Here is a 13,897-nt window from a genome sequence, read left to right as displayed (position 1 = left end):
GTCGATTCTAGCGGGCGGAAGGCGGGCGTCGATGCGGCGACAGCGATGCGCTGCGGCAACGCCACCGCTGCATGGTACGGCCCATACGGCGTCGACGCTGCGCCAACAGTACTCAGCTCAGCGCGATGCGGATTGCCGCCGCCGCCGCCAGTGGCGCCAGTACCAGCCCCAGCACCAGTCCCGCCGCCAACAAGAGCAAGCCACCGCCAGGATCCAGTCCCTGCGCCGCAGCCGCCACGCTGCCGGCGCCGAACACCAGCACCGGGACGTACAGCGGCAGCGCCAGCAGCGCGACCAGAATCCCCGCGCGCTGCATGCCGACCGTCAACGCGGCCACGACGGCGCCGATGAGGCTGAGCAGCGGAGTTCCCAGCGCCAACGATGCCAGCAGCGCCGGCATGCGCTCATGCGGCAGGTGCAGTAATTCGCCCAGCAAGGGCGTCGCCACGATCAACGGCAAGGCGGTGGTCGTCCAGTGCACCAGCACCCGTACCAGCACCAGCCAGGCCAACGGGACCGGCGCCAACAGCCATTGCTCCAGCGAGCCGTCCTCGGCGTCGCTGCGAAACAGGCTGTCCAGTGCCAGCAGTCCGGCCAGCAGGACGGCCAGCCACAGCGTGGCGGCGGCGACTTCGCCAAGCAGGCGTGGCTGGTTGCCCAACGCCAGTGCGAACAGGACCACGATCAGCAGCGCCAACAGCACGGGCTGCAGCGCATCGCCGCGGCGGCGCCATAGCAGGCGCAGGTCGCGCCGCAGCAATGCGCGTGTGGCTTGCCACAGGCCGGGAACGGGCGCTGCCGGGCTCATGCCTGCACTCCGCTCAACTGCAGCAGCCGGGTGCGCACCGGCGGCGCGGCATAGGCGCCATGGGTCGTGACCAAGGCCGCGCCACCACTGCGCAGGTGTGCGGCGATCATGCGGTTGACCAGATTGATGCCGTCCAGGTCGAGATTGGCGTAGGGCTCGTCGAGCAGCCAGAGCGGGGCTGGCGACAACCACATGCGCGCCAGCGCCAGGCGCTTCTTCTGTCCGGCGGAGAGTTGTCGGACCAGTGTGTCTTCATAGCCGGCCAGGCCGACGATGGCCAATGCGCTGCCGGGCATCTGTTTGGCGCGGCGGCCTTGCAGGCCACAGACGTAGTGCAGATTTTCCAGCGTACTCAGGTCCGCCTTCAATGCGCCCAGATGACCGAGGTAGGCCATGAAGCGGGCACGGTCGCCGCGTCGGACCGGGTGGCCGTCGATTTCGATCCGTCCAGCCTCCGCACGCAGCAGGCCCACCAGCACGCGTAGCAGGGTGGTCTTGCCGGCACCGTTGTCGCCTTGCACCAGCAGCGCCTCGCCGGGATCCAGACGGAAGTCCAGCGGGCCGAACACGGCCGCATCGTCGCGGGCGAAGGTGAGCCCGTGCGCAGCCAACAGCGGTGGCGAAGCATGCAGCGGATCGGTCATCGGCGAAGAGCCGCGACGGATCGCGCGGCGGCGGGCTTGGCAAGAGAAGACGCATTGTAAGAGATGCGGGCGTCCGGCGGTTGTTGCCGGTGTGTGCCGCCACACGATTTTGCGCCGTCGTGGCGCATCGCTGACAAACGGCATTGCGTACACTGGGTGCTTTCCCACTGCCGCATTTTTCCCCCATGCACCTGCAGACCAAGCTGCCCAAGGTGGGCACCACCATCTTCACCGTCATGTCGCAATTGGCCGCTGAGCATGGCGCGGTGAACCTGGGGCAAGGGTTTCCCGACTTCCCTGCGCCAGCGCGCCTGATCGACGCACTGGCCCAGGCGGCGCGCGAAGGCCACAACCAGTACCCGCCGATGACAGGTGTGCCGGTGTTGCGTCAGGCAATCGCCGAGAAGGCGCTGCGCTGCTACGGCGCGCAGGTTGATCCGGACACGGAGGTCACCGTGACCAGCGGTGCCACCGAGGCGTTGTTCAACGCCATTCATGCGGTCGTGCGGCCCGGCGATGAGGTGATCGTGCTCGATCCCGCCTACGACTGCTACGAGCCGGCGATCGATCTGGCTGGCGCGTGCGCGGTGCATGTCCCGCTGGACCCGCACAGTTTCGCCGTGGACTGGGAGCGCGTGCGTGCAGCGATCACGCCGCGCACACGGCTGCTGATGATCAACAGCCCGCATAATCCGTCCGGCGCGATGCTCGGCGCCGAGGATTTGCAGGCGGTCGCCGAACTGCTGCGCGGTCGCGACATCTTTCTGATTTCCGACGAGGTCTACGAGCACATCGTGTTCGACGGCCGCCGTCATGAATCGGTGCTGCGCTGGCCGGAACTGCGTGAGCGCGCATTCGTCATCTCCAGCTTCGGCAAGACCTATCACTGCACCGGCTGGAAGATCGGCTACGCAATCGCGCCGCCAGCACTCAGCGCCGAGTTTCGTAAGGTCCACCAATACAACACGTTCACCAGCTTCGGCCCGGCGCAGCATGCGTTCGCCGCGATGATCCGTGAAGAGCCAGAACACGACGAGCAACTCGGTGCGTTCTACCAGGCCAAGCGTGACCGCTTCGCCGAGCAATTGCGCGGCACACGGCTCACGCCGCTGCCGGTGCCGGGCGGTTACTTCCAACTGGTCGATTACTCTGCGATCAGCGATCTGCCCGACACCGAGTTCGTCAAGTGGCTGACGATCGAGAAAGGCGTGGCGGCGATCCCGCTGTCGTCGTTCTATCAGACCCCGCCGCACGGCCAACGGCTGGCGCGGCTGTGCTTCGCCAAGAATGCGGCCACGCTGGATACGGCGATCGAGCGGCTGCGGCGGCTTTGATGCATTGCCGGGGCCCAGCACTCGGAAGCGTTCATCGACACCGATCTCGCTGTTGATTTTCCGGATCACCGGTCCGGATCTTTCACTCCTGCGGACATCTCATGTACCCCACTCACGACCTGCGCATTTCTCTCGTCCAAGGCGACACCCGCTGGCACGATCCTGCTGGGAATCGCCTGTATTACGCCGAACTGCTGGCGCCGCTGGCCGACGTGACCGATCTGGTGATTCTGCCGGAGACCTTCACCAGCGGTTTCTCCAACGACGCGCTGGAGCAGGCCGAAGACATGCAGGGGCCGACGGTGGCGTGGATGCGCGCGCAGGCGATGGGATTGAATGCGGCAGTGACCGGCAGCGTGCAACTGCGCGTATCCGATGCACACGGCGGCAGCAGGGTGTTCAACCGTTTGTTGTGGGTCACGCCCGACGGCGCTTTGCACCACTACGACAAGCGTCATCTGTTCCGCTACGGCAACGAACATCTGCGCTATGCCGCTGGGCGCGAGCGCCTATGCGTGGAATGGAAAGGCTGGCGGATCAATCCGCAGGTCTGCTACGACCTGCGTTTTCCGGTGTTCTGTCGCAACCGCTACGACGTCGAACGTCCGGGGGAGATGGATTTCGACCTGCAATTGTTCGTCGCCAACTGGCCATCGGCTCGTGCCTATGCCTGGCAGACCTTGCTGCGCGCACGGGCGATCGAGAATCTTTGCTTCGTGGCGGCAGTCAACCGCGTCGGTGTGGATGGCAACGATCTGCATTACGCGGGCGACAGCGCGGTGATCGACTTCCTCGGTCAGCCGCAGTTGGAAATCCGCGGGCGCGAACAGGTCGCGACCACGACCATTTCTGCGGAGGCATTGGCGGCACATCGTGCGCGCTTCCCGGCGATGCTCGATGCCGATGGCTTCGTCCTCGGCGCACCCAATGCCGATGCCTGAACGGCACCGTGACGGCGCTGGCGGCGCACACACCGCCTAGTCGTAGGCGCTGCTAGGCTCGCCCCGGATTATCCAAACGGAGCGTTGCCATGACTAAATTGCTCACGACTGCCGCGTTGCTTGCCGGTATTGTCTTCATGCCGCAGGCGCATGCCGCCGGCAACATCGACTGCCAGTTGCATTTCAACTTGTCCGGTTGGTCGCTGTTGTACAAGACTGCTAAAGGCAACGGCACCATCACCTGCGACAACGGTGCGAGCATCCCGGTCCGGATCAACGTCAAGGGCGGCGGCCTGAGCGTGGGTAAATCCAAGATCGTCAATGGCCGTGGGCGTTTTACCGGCGCCTATTCGCTCAACGATCTGTTTGGCACCTATGCGTCGGCAGAAGCGCATGCCGGTGTGGTCAAGTCCTCCGATGCCCAGGTGATGACCAAGGGCGATATCTCGTTGGCGTTGGCCGGTACCGGTAAGGGCGTGGATCTGGGCTTGGACGTTGCCGGTTTCACCATCGAGCGCCGCTGACTGCGCCCGCACTGCAATTCTCGCCGTCTCGCCCTGTAAGCAAGTGCGGGCGAGACGGCCGCAGCATGCGATTGGATGATCGATTCGTGCAGGTAAGCGCGCGTGTTCGGTGCGGTGATTGTCCCGCTGGTTAGTGGGCTTTGCTGGTGCTCCGCCCGAAGATGTTCTGTTGGGAGTTGGCAAGATCCTGGAACTGGGTGATCGGCAACGGTCGGCTGAAGTAATAGCCTTGGCCGATGTCGCATTTGATGCTGCGCATCCGCATCAGGTCTTCTTCGGTTTCGATGCCTGTGGCAATGACACGCATGCCCAGTCCGTGCGCCAATTGCACTATCGCTTCGAGCATGTCGAATACATGACGGGTGAGTCGTGAGCGCCAGACCATTCGCCGGTCGATTTTCAGGAGATTGAACGGCGCGGTGCACAGACGGTTGAGCGAAAACGCACCAGTGCCGAAATCGTCGATGACGCAATCGATGCCATTCAGGCGCCAATGCGCTACCGCGCCAGCAATGATGGTGTCGTTGTTGTTCGTGCTGCCGCTCTCTGTCACTTCGATGGCGAATTGATTGCTGCTGCCACCAGAGTGTTTGAGGCGTTGCACGATGTTGTCCGCCCAGGTCGCTGAGGCGATATCCCTGGAAGAAATGTTGATCGACAGCTTGAGTGGGTGTGTTGCAGTCAGCGATTGGCTGACGCTGGCAACCGTGTCGATGAATTGGTCGATCAGTTCCCAGCCAAGGTCGCACTCTTGTAGGTTGGTCAGAAAGCGATCCGGGCTTATGATGCCCAGCGTTGGGTGGTGCCAGCGCACCAGCGCTTCCGCACCGACCATGGTGCCAGTGGTCAGGTAGTAGCTTGGCTGAAAGAAGGCGGCGATCTCGCCGGCGCGATAGGCGCGAAACACTTCGTTGGCGCCAATGAGTGGGGCAGGATCCTCGATCACCTGACCATTCGCATCGGCGGTGATCGGTGTTGCCGCCCGGTATAGCATGTCGGTGAAATCGAACAGGCGCAGGGGTTCTCCAGCGAAGATCACCTGCATCGAACTACTGGCGTGTTGCCTCGCATACTCATAGATCGCGCTCTGGATACGCATGTCCGTCAAGCCGCTCACGATCATGTGGCCGCTATAGCGGATCTGGGTCAGGGCATCCACTAATTGCAGGATCGACGCACCCGGTAGACGCGCGGAAGCGACCAGTAGGTCGAAGGATGTCGTGCGGATTTGTTCGAACACTGCTCCGCTATCAGGGGTGCTGTAGATGTGCGTTGCACCGAGACGTTGCAAGAGCTTGCTCACGTAGCTGCCTTGCAATTCGTTTTCGTAAGCCACGATGGCATTCTTTATGCTGATAAAAGGAATGTGCGTGGTGCTGTTCATGGTTGATCCGCTCAAGGCTGCTGGCAATGGTGTGCGATTGCATAATCGATACAATCGAGGAGTTTCAGCATGTGGGTATGCCAGTTCTTACGCGATGGCGCGTTGCCTAGCTATACATAGGCGGTTGCCCAAAATGCTGATGGTCGCCATGTTGGCGATACATGCGTGCGTGGCGCATGTAAGCTAGGTGCTGGAAATATCTTCGCTGGTGATAGCGCAGACGCTGGGCTATGCTGAAGCGCAATGTTCTTTTTGCCCTGCCGTCACGTGTTGTGCTCGTTCGGGAATAAACATGCCGCAAAAGTTGCTCGCCAGAACGGGCCGATACTACCGGCGCATCCTCTACGGTGCCGCGACCGCGCTGTCCATGTCCATCGTCGCCGCCGCGTTGCTGTTCTGCAGCGGCATTATCGACCAGTACCGCGATAAGCAGATCGCACAGTTCGTCAAGAGCAGCGAAGAGGTGCAGACGCAGGTGGACGAACTTTCGGCGCGGCTGGTCCAGTTCGCCGATCTTTACGAAGGCGTATGGAATCTGCGTCAGAACGACGTGGTGCCGGTGCAGCATTATGCGCGCAAGCTTGCAGAGGGGAAGGGTGTCACTGTCACCGAGGACGACCTCACCGCGACGCCGTTTACCTTGATTAGTTCATTGAACGGCACAGCAGATGTGGCTCGGCTGGCCACGGCGCTGCGCGTGGTGCGCGACATGTCCGCAGCGCCTTCCATCGATGCCAGGAAAACCGGAGTGACTCTGGATGGTTTCCTTTACTCACCCGATGCCACCTTCATGGCGGTGTCGCCGGTCATGGGATTGGCTCAGTTGCAGAGCGCACGCAGCGACGGAGTGAGGGCATTCATCCGCCAGCGTATCGACGAGCCAGAACGTTTGATCGCGGCCACGCCCACGCAAGACCTGCGCAGCCAGCGGCCGCTGTGGCGGCCCGCCGACGAACGTGACGGAGGCTTGTCGGTATCGCAACTCATCGTGCCGATGTTTCGTGATGGGCAGCGTGTTTTTACCATTGCGCTGTCGTTGCCGGATCGTCAGTTCATGCGCTTTTTCCTGCGCAAGGAGACCCGGCGTCCCGGTTTCTTTTTGTTGAGCAATGCCGGTCAAGAGAATCTGGGGGATTCCCCGCGCAGTGCCGAGGAAGTGGACTTGCTGCGTAGGGTGCGCGCGCAGACTGAGCAATTTTCCCGTGTGGGTGGCGAGCCGATCGCGTTCTACCGCAGTGGCACCTTCTTCGTGGCACAGCGCATCGGTGGCCCGGATTGGATCGCTGTCTATGCCTACACCTGGGAAGACGTGTTGGCCAATCTGCAGCACGAGTTCGTCACCGGCGCGCTGGTCTGTTTGCTGGCGCTTGGGTTCATGTGGGCCGCCGCAGTGTATTTCGACCTGCGCGTAACCAAGCCGCTACTCAAAAATGCCGAGAAATTGATCGAGGCTGAGCATTTCAGTAAGGCGATTATCGATACCTTGCCGATCGGGATTGGTATCTACGCGCCAGACAGCGATGCGGTGATGCTGGAGAACGGGGTGGCCCAGCGCATGCTCGGCAATCGCCTCGATGAGGGAAGCCTGGGCTTCTATCGTCATGTCATGCGCGAACGCAACGCCGAAGCCGTGACTGGCGACCACCATTCCTTCATCGAGGTGCGTTGGGATCTGGCCGAAGGGCAGAGCAGCTACATCGGCGTGGCGTCTTCGCAGACCCGTTTCGGCGGACAACCGGTGATTCTGCTGGGTCTGGTGGATATCAACGAGCGCAAAGCCAACGAAATGCTGTTGATGGAAGCCAAGCAGACCGCCGACGAGGCCAATCGGGCCAAGTCGATGTTCTTGGCGATCGTCAGCCATGAGATTCGCACACCGTTGCACGGGGCGATGGGGCATCTCGAGCTGCTTTCGCGCAGTGCGCTGAGCTTCGAGCAGGGCGAGTGGGTGGACATGATCCGCCGCTCGTTCGACGCCTTGTTGAACCTGGTCAACGATCTGCTCGATTCGACCAAGCTCGAGGCCAATGCCCTGAAGATCAATCCGGTGCAGATGTCGCCCAACGAGGTGCTGGAGCGTTGCGCCCGCAGCTTCGGTGCGTCGATTCTGCAGGGTGGGGTGGCGTTCTACTGCGTCACCGATCCGGATCTGGATGCGATGTTGGAGGGTGACGATCAACGCTTGGCGCAAATTCTGCAGAATCTGCTCGGCAATGCCGCCAAGTTTACCGAACGCGGTTCGATCATGATCTCCTCGCGTTGCCTGAAGCAGGCCGACGGCCAGCTATGGGCGCGCTTCGAGGTGGCCGATACCGGAATCGGCATTCCCGCGTCGATGCAGTCGGCGATTTTCAATCCGTTGGCGCAGGCCGACGATAGTATCAGCCGGCGCTTCGGCGGGACCGGGTTGGGCCTGTTCCTGTGCCGTAATCTGTGTCATCTGATGGGTGGGCGCATCAGTGTGCGCAGCGAGCCCGGCACTGGTAGCGTGTTCTGGGTCGATCTGCCGTTCAAGCGCACTGGCCGCGCTCTGCTTGCCGAAGCGCGACCTTTGGAGGGTTTCGTCGTCGATGTGCTGTGTCCGCATCCTGCCTGGCGCGCCATGCTCGCCGAGCGTCTGCGCCGCTGGGGCGCGACCTTGAATACTGCCGACGCTGCGAACGCCTCGCTGCATGTGCGCATCGTGGCCGAAGCCGATAACCGCGCCTGGCGCACCGCCGATCTGAGTGCGGTTCCCGTGCTCGGCACGGTCTTTGTTTCGGCCAAAGGACCGCTGACTCCGAAGCGGCACGAAAATCAGGTCGAAGTGAGTTCGTTGAGCTATGCGGGGCTGTTGGAAGCGCTGGCCGAGCTGACGGGCACAGCCGCCGAGCATGCACAGCGGCACGCGAGCGGAGCCGGGGTGGAGGGCGTGGAGCAGAATCTGGACATTCTCGTTGCCGAAGACGATGCGGTGAACCGCACGTTGATCAAACACCAACTGGCCGCGCTGGGGTGTACCCGGGTACGTGTGGCGATCGATGGTATGGAAGCGCTCAAGCTATGGCTCGAGCGCCGCGCCGATCTGGTCATCACCGATCTGGGCATGCCGCACCTGGATGGCGTCGGTTTGCTGCGCAAGTTGCGCGAATTCGATCCGGGCGCGCGGGTGGTGGCGACCTCGGCGTCGGCGGCGGCGGAAATCAGTGCCGATACCGAGCAGTTCTCCGATTCGTTGCAAAAACCGGTGTTATTGAGCGACCTGCGTCGCGTCTTGAGGAATGCCATGTTGTCCCGATCCTCCTCCACAAGTTCCGCAAAGCCTCAGGAGTACCGCTCCGATGAACTGGACGCGATGTTGCGTCAGGCGTTTTACGCTGAATGGAGCAGTGAGCGGCAGCTCATTGAGCAGGCGTTGGCCGTACAGGACTTGGAGTCGCTACGCCGACGTATACATCGCCTGCAGGGAGCGTTGATGGCCTTGGGAATGGACGAGCTGGTGGAAGAACTGCAATTGCTGCAGCAGGCTTATGCTGGCGGCGATTGGATGTTGCTGAGGTCGCTCTGCCGGCAACTCCTGTCGCATATAGAGGCTAAGTTGAGTTGAGCGTGCGTGACCCGGGTTCGTGGGTTCCTGTCTGTCGCCGCTCTGCGGCGGGCTAGGTGTCCTGGATGTCCAGTTCGCGCAGTAAGGCGGCCAGTTCCACGTCGTTCTTGACACCTAGCTTCCTCATGGCCGCGATCTTCTGGTTGCTGATCGTCTTGGGGCTACGCTTGAGTCGCGCGGCGATTTCGCCCAGCGACAATCCATCGGCGGTCATCCGTGCCACCGCGGCTTCCTTGGCGGAGAGGGTGTTCACCCCGGTGGCGCCACTCCTGCTATAGCGCGTGCTCAGCAGCGCCGCCGACAGCGAGCTTGGTACATAGAGGCGGCCGCTTGCCACGTCGCGTACCGCGGCGACCAGGTTGCCGAAATCGGCACGGCTCTTGCCGATGAAACCGGAAGCGCCGAGTTGCAAGGCTGCCGAGACGATCGACGGTGCCGTATGCGCACTGAGCACTAACAGTCGCATATTGGGAGAGAACCGGCGCAGGCGCTGCAGTAGGTGCAAGCCATCGGCTTGTGGGTCGCTTTCGAACTCGTAGTCGCACAACAGCACATCCACCGGCTGCTCGGCGAGCGACCGCAGCAACTGGTCGATGGCATCGCAACTGAACACGACTTCGATGTCCAGATTGTCTTTCAGCACGCTGGTGACGCCGAGCAGCACGATCGGGTGGTCGTCGGCGATGCCGACACGGATCCTGTCCATTGTTCAGTTCCTGTGGGTAATTGCCGTCATCGGCGCGCCTATCCGACGAATCATACGGCAACCCTGGCAGCCATGGCTCAGCGGAAAGAGCCGCGTGGCTGCCGCAAATCCTTGCTTTTTGCTAAGCAAACCATGGCGTGCGACACGGCTGTTTTAGGCGTTGGCCCAATGATGAATTGGGGGCGATCCCATCGTCGTGGTGCCGGGCGAACTCTACATTTCTATGCAATCTTCAGCGGGAGCATAGAAATGAACAGGGCATTCAAGATCGTGTGGAATCGTGTCATGGGCGCATGGGTGATCGTGTCTGAATTGGCCAAGACCAAGGCCAAGGGAGGGCGGCAGAAGCGGGCGAGCTATTCGCCGTTTCTTGGTTTGGCCTTAGCAATGCTGGTCTGCAATGTGAATGCAGAAGCGGTGACGGACGTGAAGTACGCCCATACCAACTCCACTGGGGACGACAGTAACGCCAGTGGCACCGATAGCAGTGCGATGGGACCAGCGGCGACGGCTTATGGTGACAATGCCCTGGCGCTGGGCAATGGTGCGGTTGCGGGCAAGGCTAACACGACCGACCAGCCGGACAACTCCTCGACGATCATCAACGATGTGGCGTTGGGCAATTCGGCCAAGGCCACTGGCGGCAACAGCATTGCGCTGGGCTACGCTGCCACGGCGGGTGGCGACAGCGCGAACGCCCTCGGTTATCAAGCCAACGCCAGCGGCAACTACTCGCTGGCGTTGGGCAGGGTGGCCAAGGCCTCCGGCATAGAGAGCAGCGCCCTCGGTTATAAAGCCAACGCCGGCGGCGCCGACTCGCTGGCGCTTGGCTCGTTTGCCAAGTCCAACGGCAATTATAGTAGTGCCATCGGTGTTGCTGCCAACGCCGGCGGCAGCGACGCGGTGGCGTTTGGCAGCTACGGCATGGCGTCTGGGCCGCGCAGTGTCGCGGTCGGTAGTCGGACCAATAGCACCAGCTTTGGAAGCAGCGCCTTCGGTTATCTGGCCCAGGCGACCGCCGGCCTGGCAAGCGCCGTCGGTTATGGAGCCCAAGCCACCGAAGCCGGTGCGACGGCGTTGGGCTTCTACGCGAATGCTAATGCTAACGGCGCGCTTGCCCTTGGCAGCAAATCGGTGGCCAGCTACGCCAGCGATGTCGCCCTGGGGACCCGTAGTGAGACCAGTTCGACGGTTGCCACTGAAAGCGTCGTGCTCAATGGTCGCAGCTACGACTTTGCCGGTACCACGCCGACCAGCACGGTCAGCGTGGGGAGTGAAGGCAAGGAGCGCACCGTGACCAATGTCGCTGCTGGTCGTCTGTCCGACACCAGCACCGATGCAGTCAACGGTTCGCAGTTGCATGCGACCAACACCGAGTTGAGCAAGATCGACGATGCGATCAAGGGCATCAAGAGCGGCGATGGTGTGAAGTACATGCGGGTCAATTCGAGCGGGGACGATAGCGTCGCCACGGGTACCGACAGCGTCGCGATCGGCTCCGATGCGGTCGCCAGCAACGCGAATGATGTGGCGATTGGTGCGAGTACCCGCACGGCGGCGACCACGGCGGTGGCATCGACGACTCTCGGTGGCTCCAGCTACAACTTCGCGGGCAGCGCGCCGGTCGGTGCGTTCAGCGTCGGTGCGGTGGGTGCGGAGCGACAGATCCAGAATGTCGCTGCCGGCCGCCTGAGTGCCAGCAGCACCGATGCGGTAAATGGCTCGCAACTGTATGCCACCAACCAAAAAGTGCAAGACAACTCCAGCGCGATCTCCACGTTGCAGAGCTCGATGACCACCATTCAGCAGACTACCGACAGCGGCGGTGCCTCGTCGGCTGGCAGGGGAACTAGCAGCACGGGCGATGCCAGTTCCGCCAATGTCGACCCAGTCATTCAGGTGGTGCCAGTGATCGTTGGCAACGACGGGACCTCGGTGGCGCTTGGGCCGATGGCCACGGCCAGTAACACCAGTGCCACGGCGACCGGCAACAACAGTCAGGCCAGTGGTTTGAACGCGACGGCGATGGGTGCGGATGCGGTCGCTTCCGGTACCGGTAGCGTGGCCGTAGGTAAGGGAGCCAATGCCACGGAGGACAACAGCGTCGCCTTGGGCCAGGGATCGGTGGCCGATCGTGCCAATAGCGTGTCGGTGGGTTCGGCCACGAATCAGCGCCAGATCACCAATGTGGCGGCGGGAACGCAGCGCACCGATGCGGTCAACCTAGGCCAATTGAACGATGGACTGAGCGGTGTGGCGGATTGGTCGCGCAATTACACCGATGCGCGTGTGGGTCAGGTCGATCGGCGCGCCAGTGCCGGCGTCGCAGCGGCGATGGCGATGTCCAGCTTGCCGCAGGCGTACCAGCCCGATCAAAGCGTGGCAGGCGTGTCGTTGAGCTCGTTCCATGGCGAGCAGGCGATTGCGCTGGGCGTGTCGAAGATCAGCGAAAGTGGCCGTTACCTGTTCAAGGTCAACGCCAGTGCCACCACCCGTGGCGATACAGGTGTGGCAGTGGGGGCCGGTATGGTGTGGTAAGCCGGACTGCCACCGGCCGGTCGCTGTTATGCGTCGGCCGGTGGCATTTCATTGGCTTGTACAAGCGCGTCGAAGGGCGCGCTTTTTTACTGCCGACAGCCACGAAAGCAGGCCGAGCGAGGGGGAGGAGGTGTGTCCGAGATGAAGATATTCGGATAGCGCGCGTTCGGCGTGATGGCGCTGTCGTTGATGACGATAGCGCGCACTTTTTCCACTTCATGGTACTCGGGTGTGATGCGGTCAGGCGAACGCAATGGTGCGCAGTGGCAAGGGTGTCGCTAGGATGCGCAATGTTCGCCGACAGCTAACCACACGACGTGTCATCCGCCTTTTTGGTCGGTGCTGCCGGTCGCGTGTGACGGGCGCAGTGTCCGCACAATATCTTGGTTTTGCCGGAGTCGCGCCAATGTGCCGCTAGCGCGTGGTCTGGTCGCACAAGAAAATCTGCCGAGTGCGTATGACCCAGGAGAAGATGCCAATGTCTTTTTACCCGCACGACCTGCATCGAGGCGATGTGCCAATTGCCATGGCTGCCGTTGTTGCGCTGTTGTTCTCGCTATTGCTTGTTCCTATTTGCAGCGCTGTCGAGTTGGCGGTGGCGTCGTGCGCAGTCGACCGGCCGGCATTGCTGGCGCTTGACCAGCAGCAGTTCGACCAGGATGTCAGCAACGGTGGCGGTGGTTGGCGTGCATTGGCGGCGCGCCCAGGTTGCGAACTGGCCGCTGCCGATTTGATCCGCGATTACAGGAAAGCCCATCCCCACTCGGCTGATGTCGGGTTGCTCTCCTGGCACGAAGGGCAATTGCGCGCATTCGCTGGCGACAGCGCTGCGGCCATCGCGTTGATGCAGGCGGCCAAGAAGCCGCCTTCGCAGGACATCACCGGTTGGAATCCTTATGTCGATGCGACCGTGGCGTTCCTGGAGCACGATCGCGCGGGATTTGCCAAAGCCAAGCGTGCGCTGAAAGCAGTGCGGCCGTCTGCGGACTTACCACCGCTACAGCACGGAATGCTGCGGATGCCATTGCCCGGCGGGCAGACGTTCGAAATGCGCTGGCCAATGAATATTGACGTGGTCGAGGGCTTGGCGCGTTGCATGCGCCGACCCTACCGCGTTGCTTATGGGCCCGACTGCCGACCGCACAGCTAGTGAGGTCGCTCTCACATCCACACGTGTGGTTTTGATGGATGACAGAGAGAGGCTGGTGCTGCTCGACGCCTCGCGATGCTGCTTGGCGTCTGGTTTTTCGCTATCACGACTGACCACGCTCGCTAACGTCACGATCTCCCGCGGTGTGTGCTGCGTGCGCTGTGGTGCGGTGCTCTGCTTGCGCGGGCGATGCTGTGTTGTGCGACGAATGCGCGATGCAATGCGAACGCAGTCGGATGTGCGTTCATCACTGTCTCCGCATTCCCGATTGCTATCGCTGGC

10 protein-coding genes are annotated in these 13,897 nt (G+C 62.1%); 6 read left to right on the top strand and 4 right to left on the bottom strand.

The features are described from left to right. Positions 1–112 precede the first annotated feature (112 nt). Positions 113–808 (bottom strand): heme exporter protein CcmB, encoded by a 696-nt coding sequence (ccmB, locus tag XANALMUS060_RS07545; protein ID WP_045737864.1) that lies wholly within the window; start codon positions 806–808, stop codon positions 113–115. Beyond that, the gene (ccmA, locus tag XANALMUS060_RS07540) at positions 805–1,452 is read right to left on the bottom strand and encodes a heme ABC exporter ATP-binding protein CcmA (RefSeq protein ID WP_045737863.1); all 648 of its coding nucleotides are present in this window, start codon (positions 1,450–1,452) and stop codon (positions 805–807) included. Before ccmA ends, ccmB begins: the two co-directional genes overlap by 4 nt. A gap of 185 nt (positions 1,453–1,637) precedes the next feature. On the opposite strand from ccmA, the gene XANALMUS060_RS07535 reads away from it, so the two are divergent. The 3 genes from XANALMUS060_RS07535 to XANALMUS060_RS07525 all read left to right on the top strand — a co-directional run bounded on the left by XANALMUS060_RS07535 (position 1,638) and on the right by XANALMUS060_RS07525 (position 4,251). Then, entirely contained in the window at positions 1,638–2,786 is a 1,149-nt protein-coding gene (locus tag XANALMUS060_RS07535; protein ID WP_045737862.1) for a pyridoxal phosphate-dependent aminotransferase, read from the top strand. Between the two features lie 101 nt (positions 2,787–2,887). Next, positions 2,888–3,727 carry an amidohydrolase gene (locus XANALMUS060_RS07530; protein WP_045737861.1) on the top strand — a complete coding sequence of 280 codons (840 nt, stop codon included), beginning with the start codon at positions 2,888–2,890 and terminating at the stop codon, positions 3,725–3,727. 89 nt (positions 3,728–3,816) lie between these two features. Beyond that, on the top strand, positions 3,817–4,251 hold the full coding sequence (locus XANALMUS060_RS07525) for a hypothetical protein (RefSeq protein WP_045737860.1): 435 nt from the start codon (positions 3,817–3,819) through the stop codon (positions 4,249–4,251). A gap of 130 nt (positions 4,252–4,381) precedes the next feature. Here XANALMUS060_RS07525 and XANALMUS060_RS07520 read toward each other — a convergent pair whose 3' ends face one another. Next, complete coding sequence (locus XANALMUS060_RS07520) at positions 4,382–5,587, bottom strand: EAL domain-containing protein (protein ID WP_235430401.1); 1,206 nt, start codon at positions 5,585–5,587, stop codon at positions 4,382–4,384. A gap of 340 nt (positions 5,588–5,927) precedes the next feature. Between XANALMUS060_RS07520 and XANALMUS060_RS07515 the strand changes: the two genes are divergently transcribed. After that, the gene (locus tag XANALMUS060_RS07515) at positions 5,928–9,221 is read left to right on the top strand and encodes an ATP-binding protein (RefSeq protein ID WP_045737858.1); all 3,294 of its coding nucleotides are present in this window, start codon (positions 5,928–5,930) and stop codon (positions 9,219–9,221) included. Between the two features lie 52 nt (positions 9,222–9,273). On the opposite strand, the gene XANALMUS060_RS07510 is transcribed toward XANALMUS060_RS07515, so the two are convergent. Beyond that, entirely contained in the window at positions 9,274–9,927 is a 654-nt protein-coding gene (locus tag XANALMUS060_RS07510) for a response regulator transcription factor (RefSeq protein WP_045727775.1), read from the bottom strand. Positions 9,928–10,176: 249 nt separating this feature from the next. Between XANALMUS060_RS07510 and XANALMUS060_RS07505 the strand changes: the two genes are divergently transcribed. After that, a complete protein-coding gene (locus XANALMUS060_RS07505; RefSeq protein ID WP_052688118.1) occupies positions 10,177–12,465 on the top strand; it encodes an ESPR-type extended signal peptide-containing protein in 2,289 nt (762 codons plus the stop codon). A 478-nt stretch (positions 12,466–12,943) separates the two neighbouring features. Beyond that, positions 12,944–13,615 (top strand): hypothetical protein, encoded by a 672-nt coding sequence (locus tag XANALMUS060_RS07500; protein WP_235430399.1) that lies wholly within the window; start codon positions 12,944–12,946, stop codon positions 13,613–13,615. Positions 13,616–13,897: the final 282 nt, after the last annotated feature.

This window comes from Xanthomonas sp. MUS 060 (assembly GCF_000963215.1).
Lineage (GTDB): Bacteria > Pseudomonadota > Gammaproteobacteria > Xanthomonadales > Xanthomonadaceae > Xanthomonas_A.
The sequence above is the reverse complement of the archived record's forward strand: the minus strand, read 5'-3'. Positions and strand labels throughout refer to the sequence as shown.

Coding starts and splice junctions, on each gene's coding strand:
- ccmB (WP_045737864.1), bottom strand. CDS start 808: ATGAGCCCGGCAGCGCCCGTTCCCGGCCTGTGGCAAGCCACACGCGCA.
- ccmA (WP_045737863.1), bottom strand. CDS start 1,452: ATGACCGATCCGCTGCATGCTTCGCCACCGCTGTTGGCTGCGCACGGG.
- XANALMUS060_RS07535 (WP_045737862.1), top strand. CDS start 1,638: ATGCACCTGCAGACCAAGCTGCCCAAGGTGGGCACCACCATCTTCACC.
- XANALMUS060_RS07530 (WP_045737861.1), top strand. CDS start 2,888: ATGTACCCCACTCACGACCTGCGCATTTCTCTCGTCCAAGGCGACACC.
- XANALMUS060_RS07525 (WP_045737860.1), top strand. CDS start 3,817: ATGACTAAATTGCTCACGACTGCCGCGTTGCTTGCCGGTATTGTCTTC.
- XANALMUS060_RS07515 (WP_045737858.1), top strand. CDS start 5,928: ATGCCGCAAAAGTTGCTCGCCAGAACGGGCCGATACTACCGGCGCATC.
- XANALMUS060_RS07510 (WP_045727775.1), bottom strand. CDS start 9,927: ATGGACAGGATCCGTGTCGGCATCGCCGACGACCACCCGATCGTGCTG.
- XANALMUS060_RS07505 (WP_052688118.1), top strand. CDS start 10,177: ATGAACAGGGCATTCAAGATCGTGTGGAATCGTGTCATGGGCGCATGG.
- XANALMUS060_RS07500 (WP_235430399.1), top strand. CDS start 12,944: ATGTCTTTTTACCCGCACGACCTGCATCGAGGCGATGTGCCAATTGCC.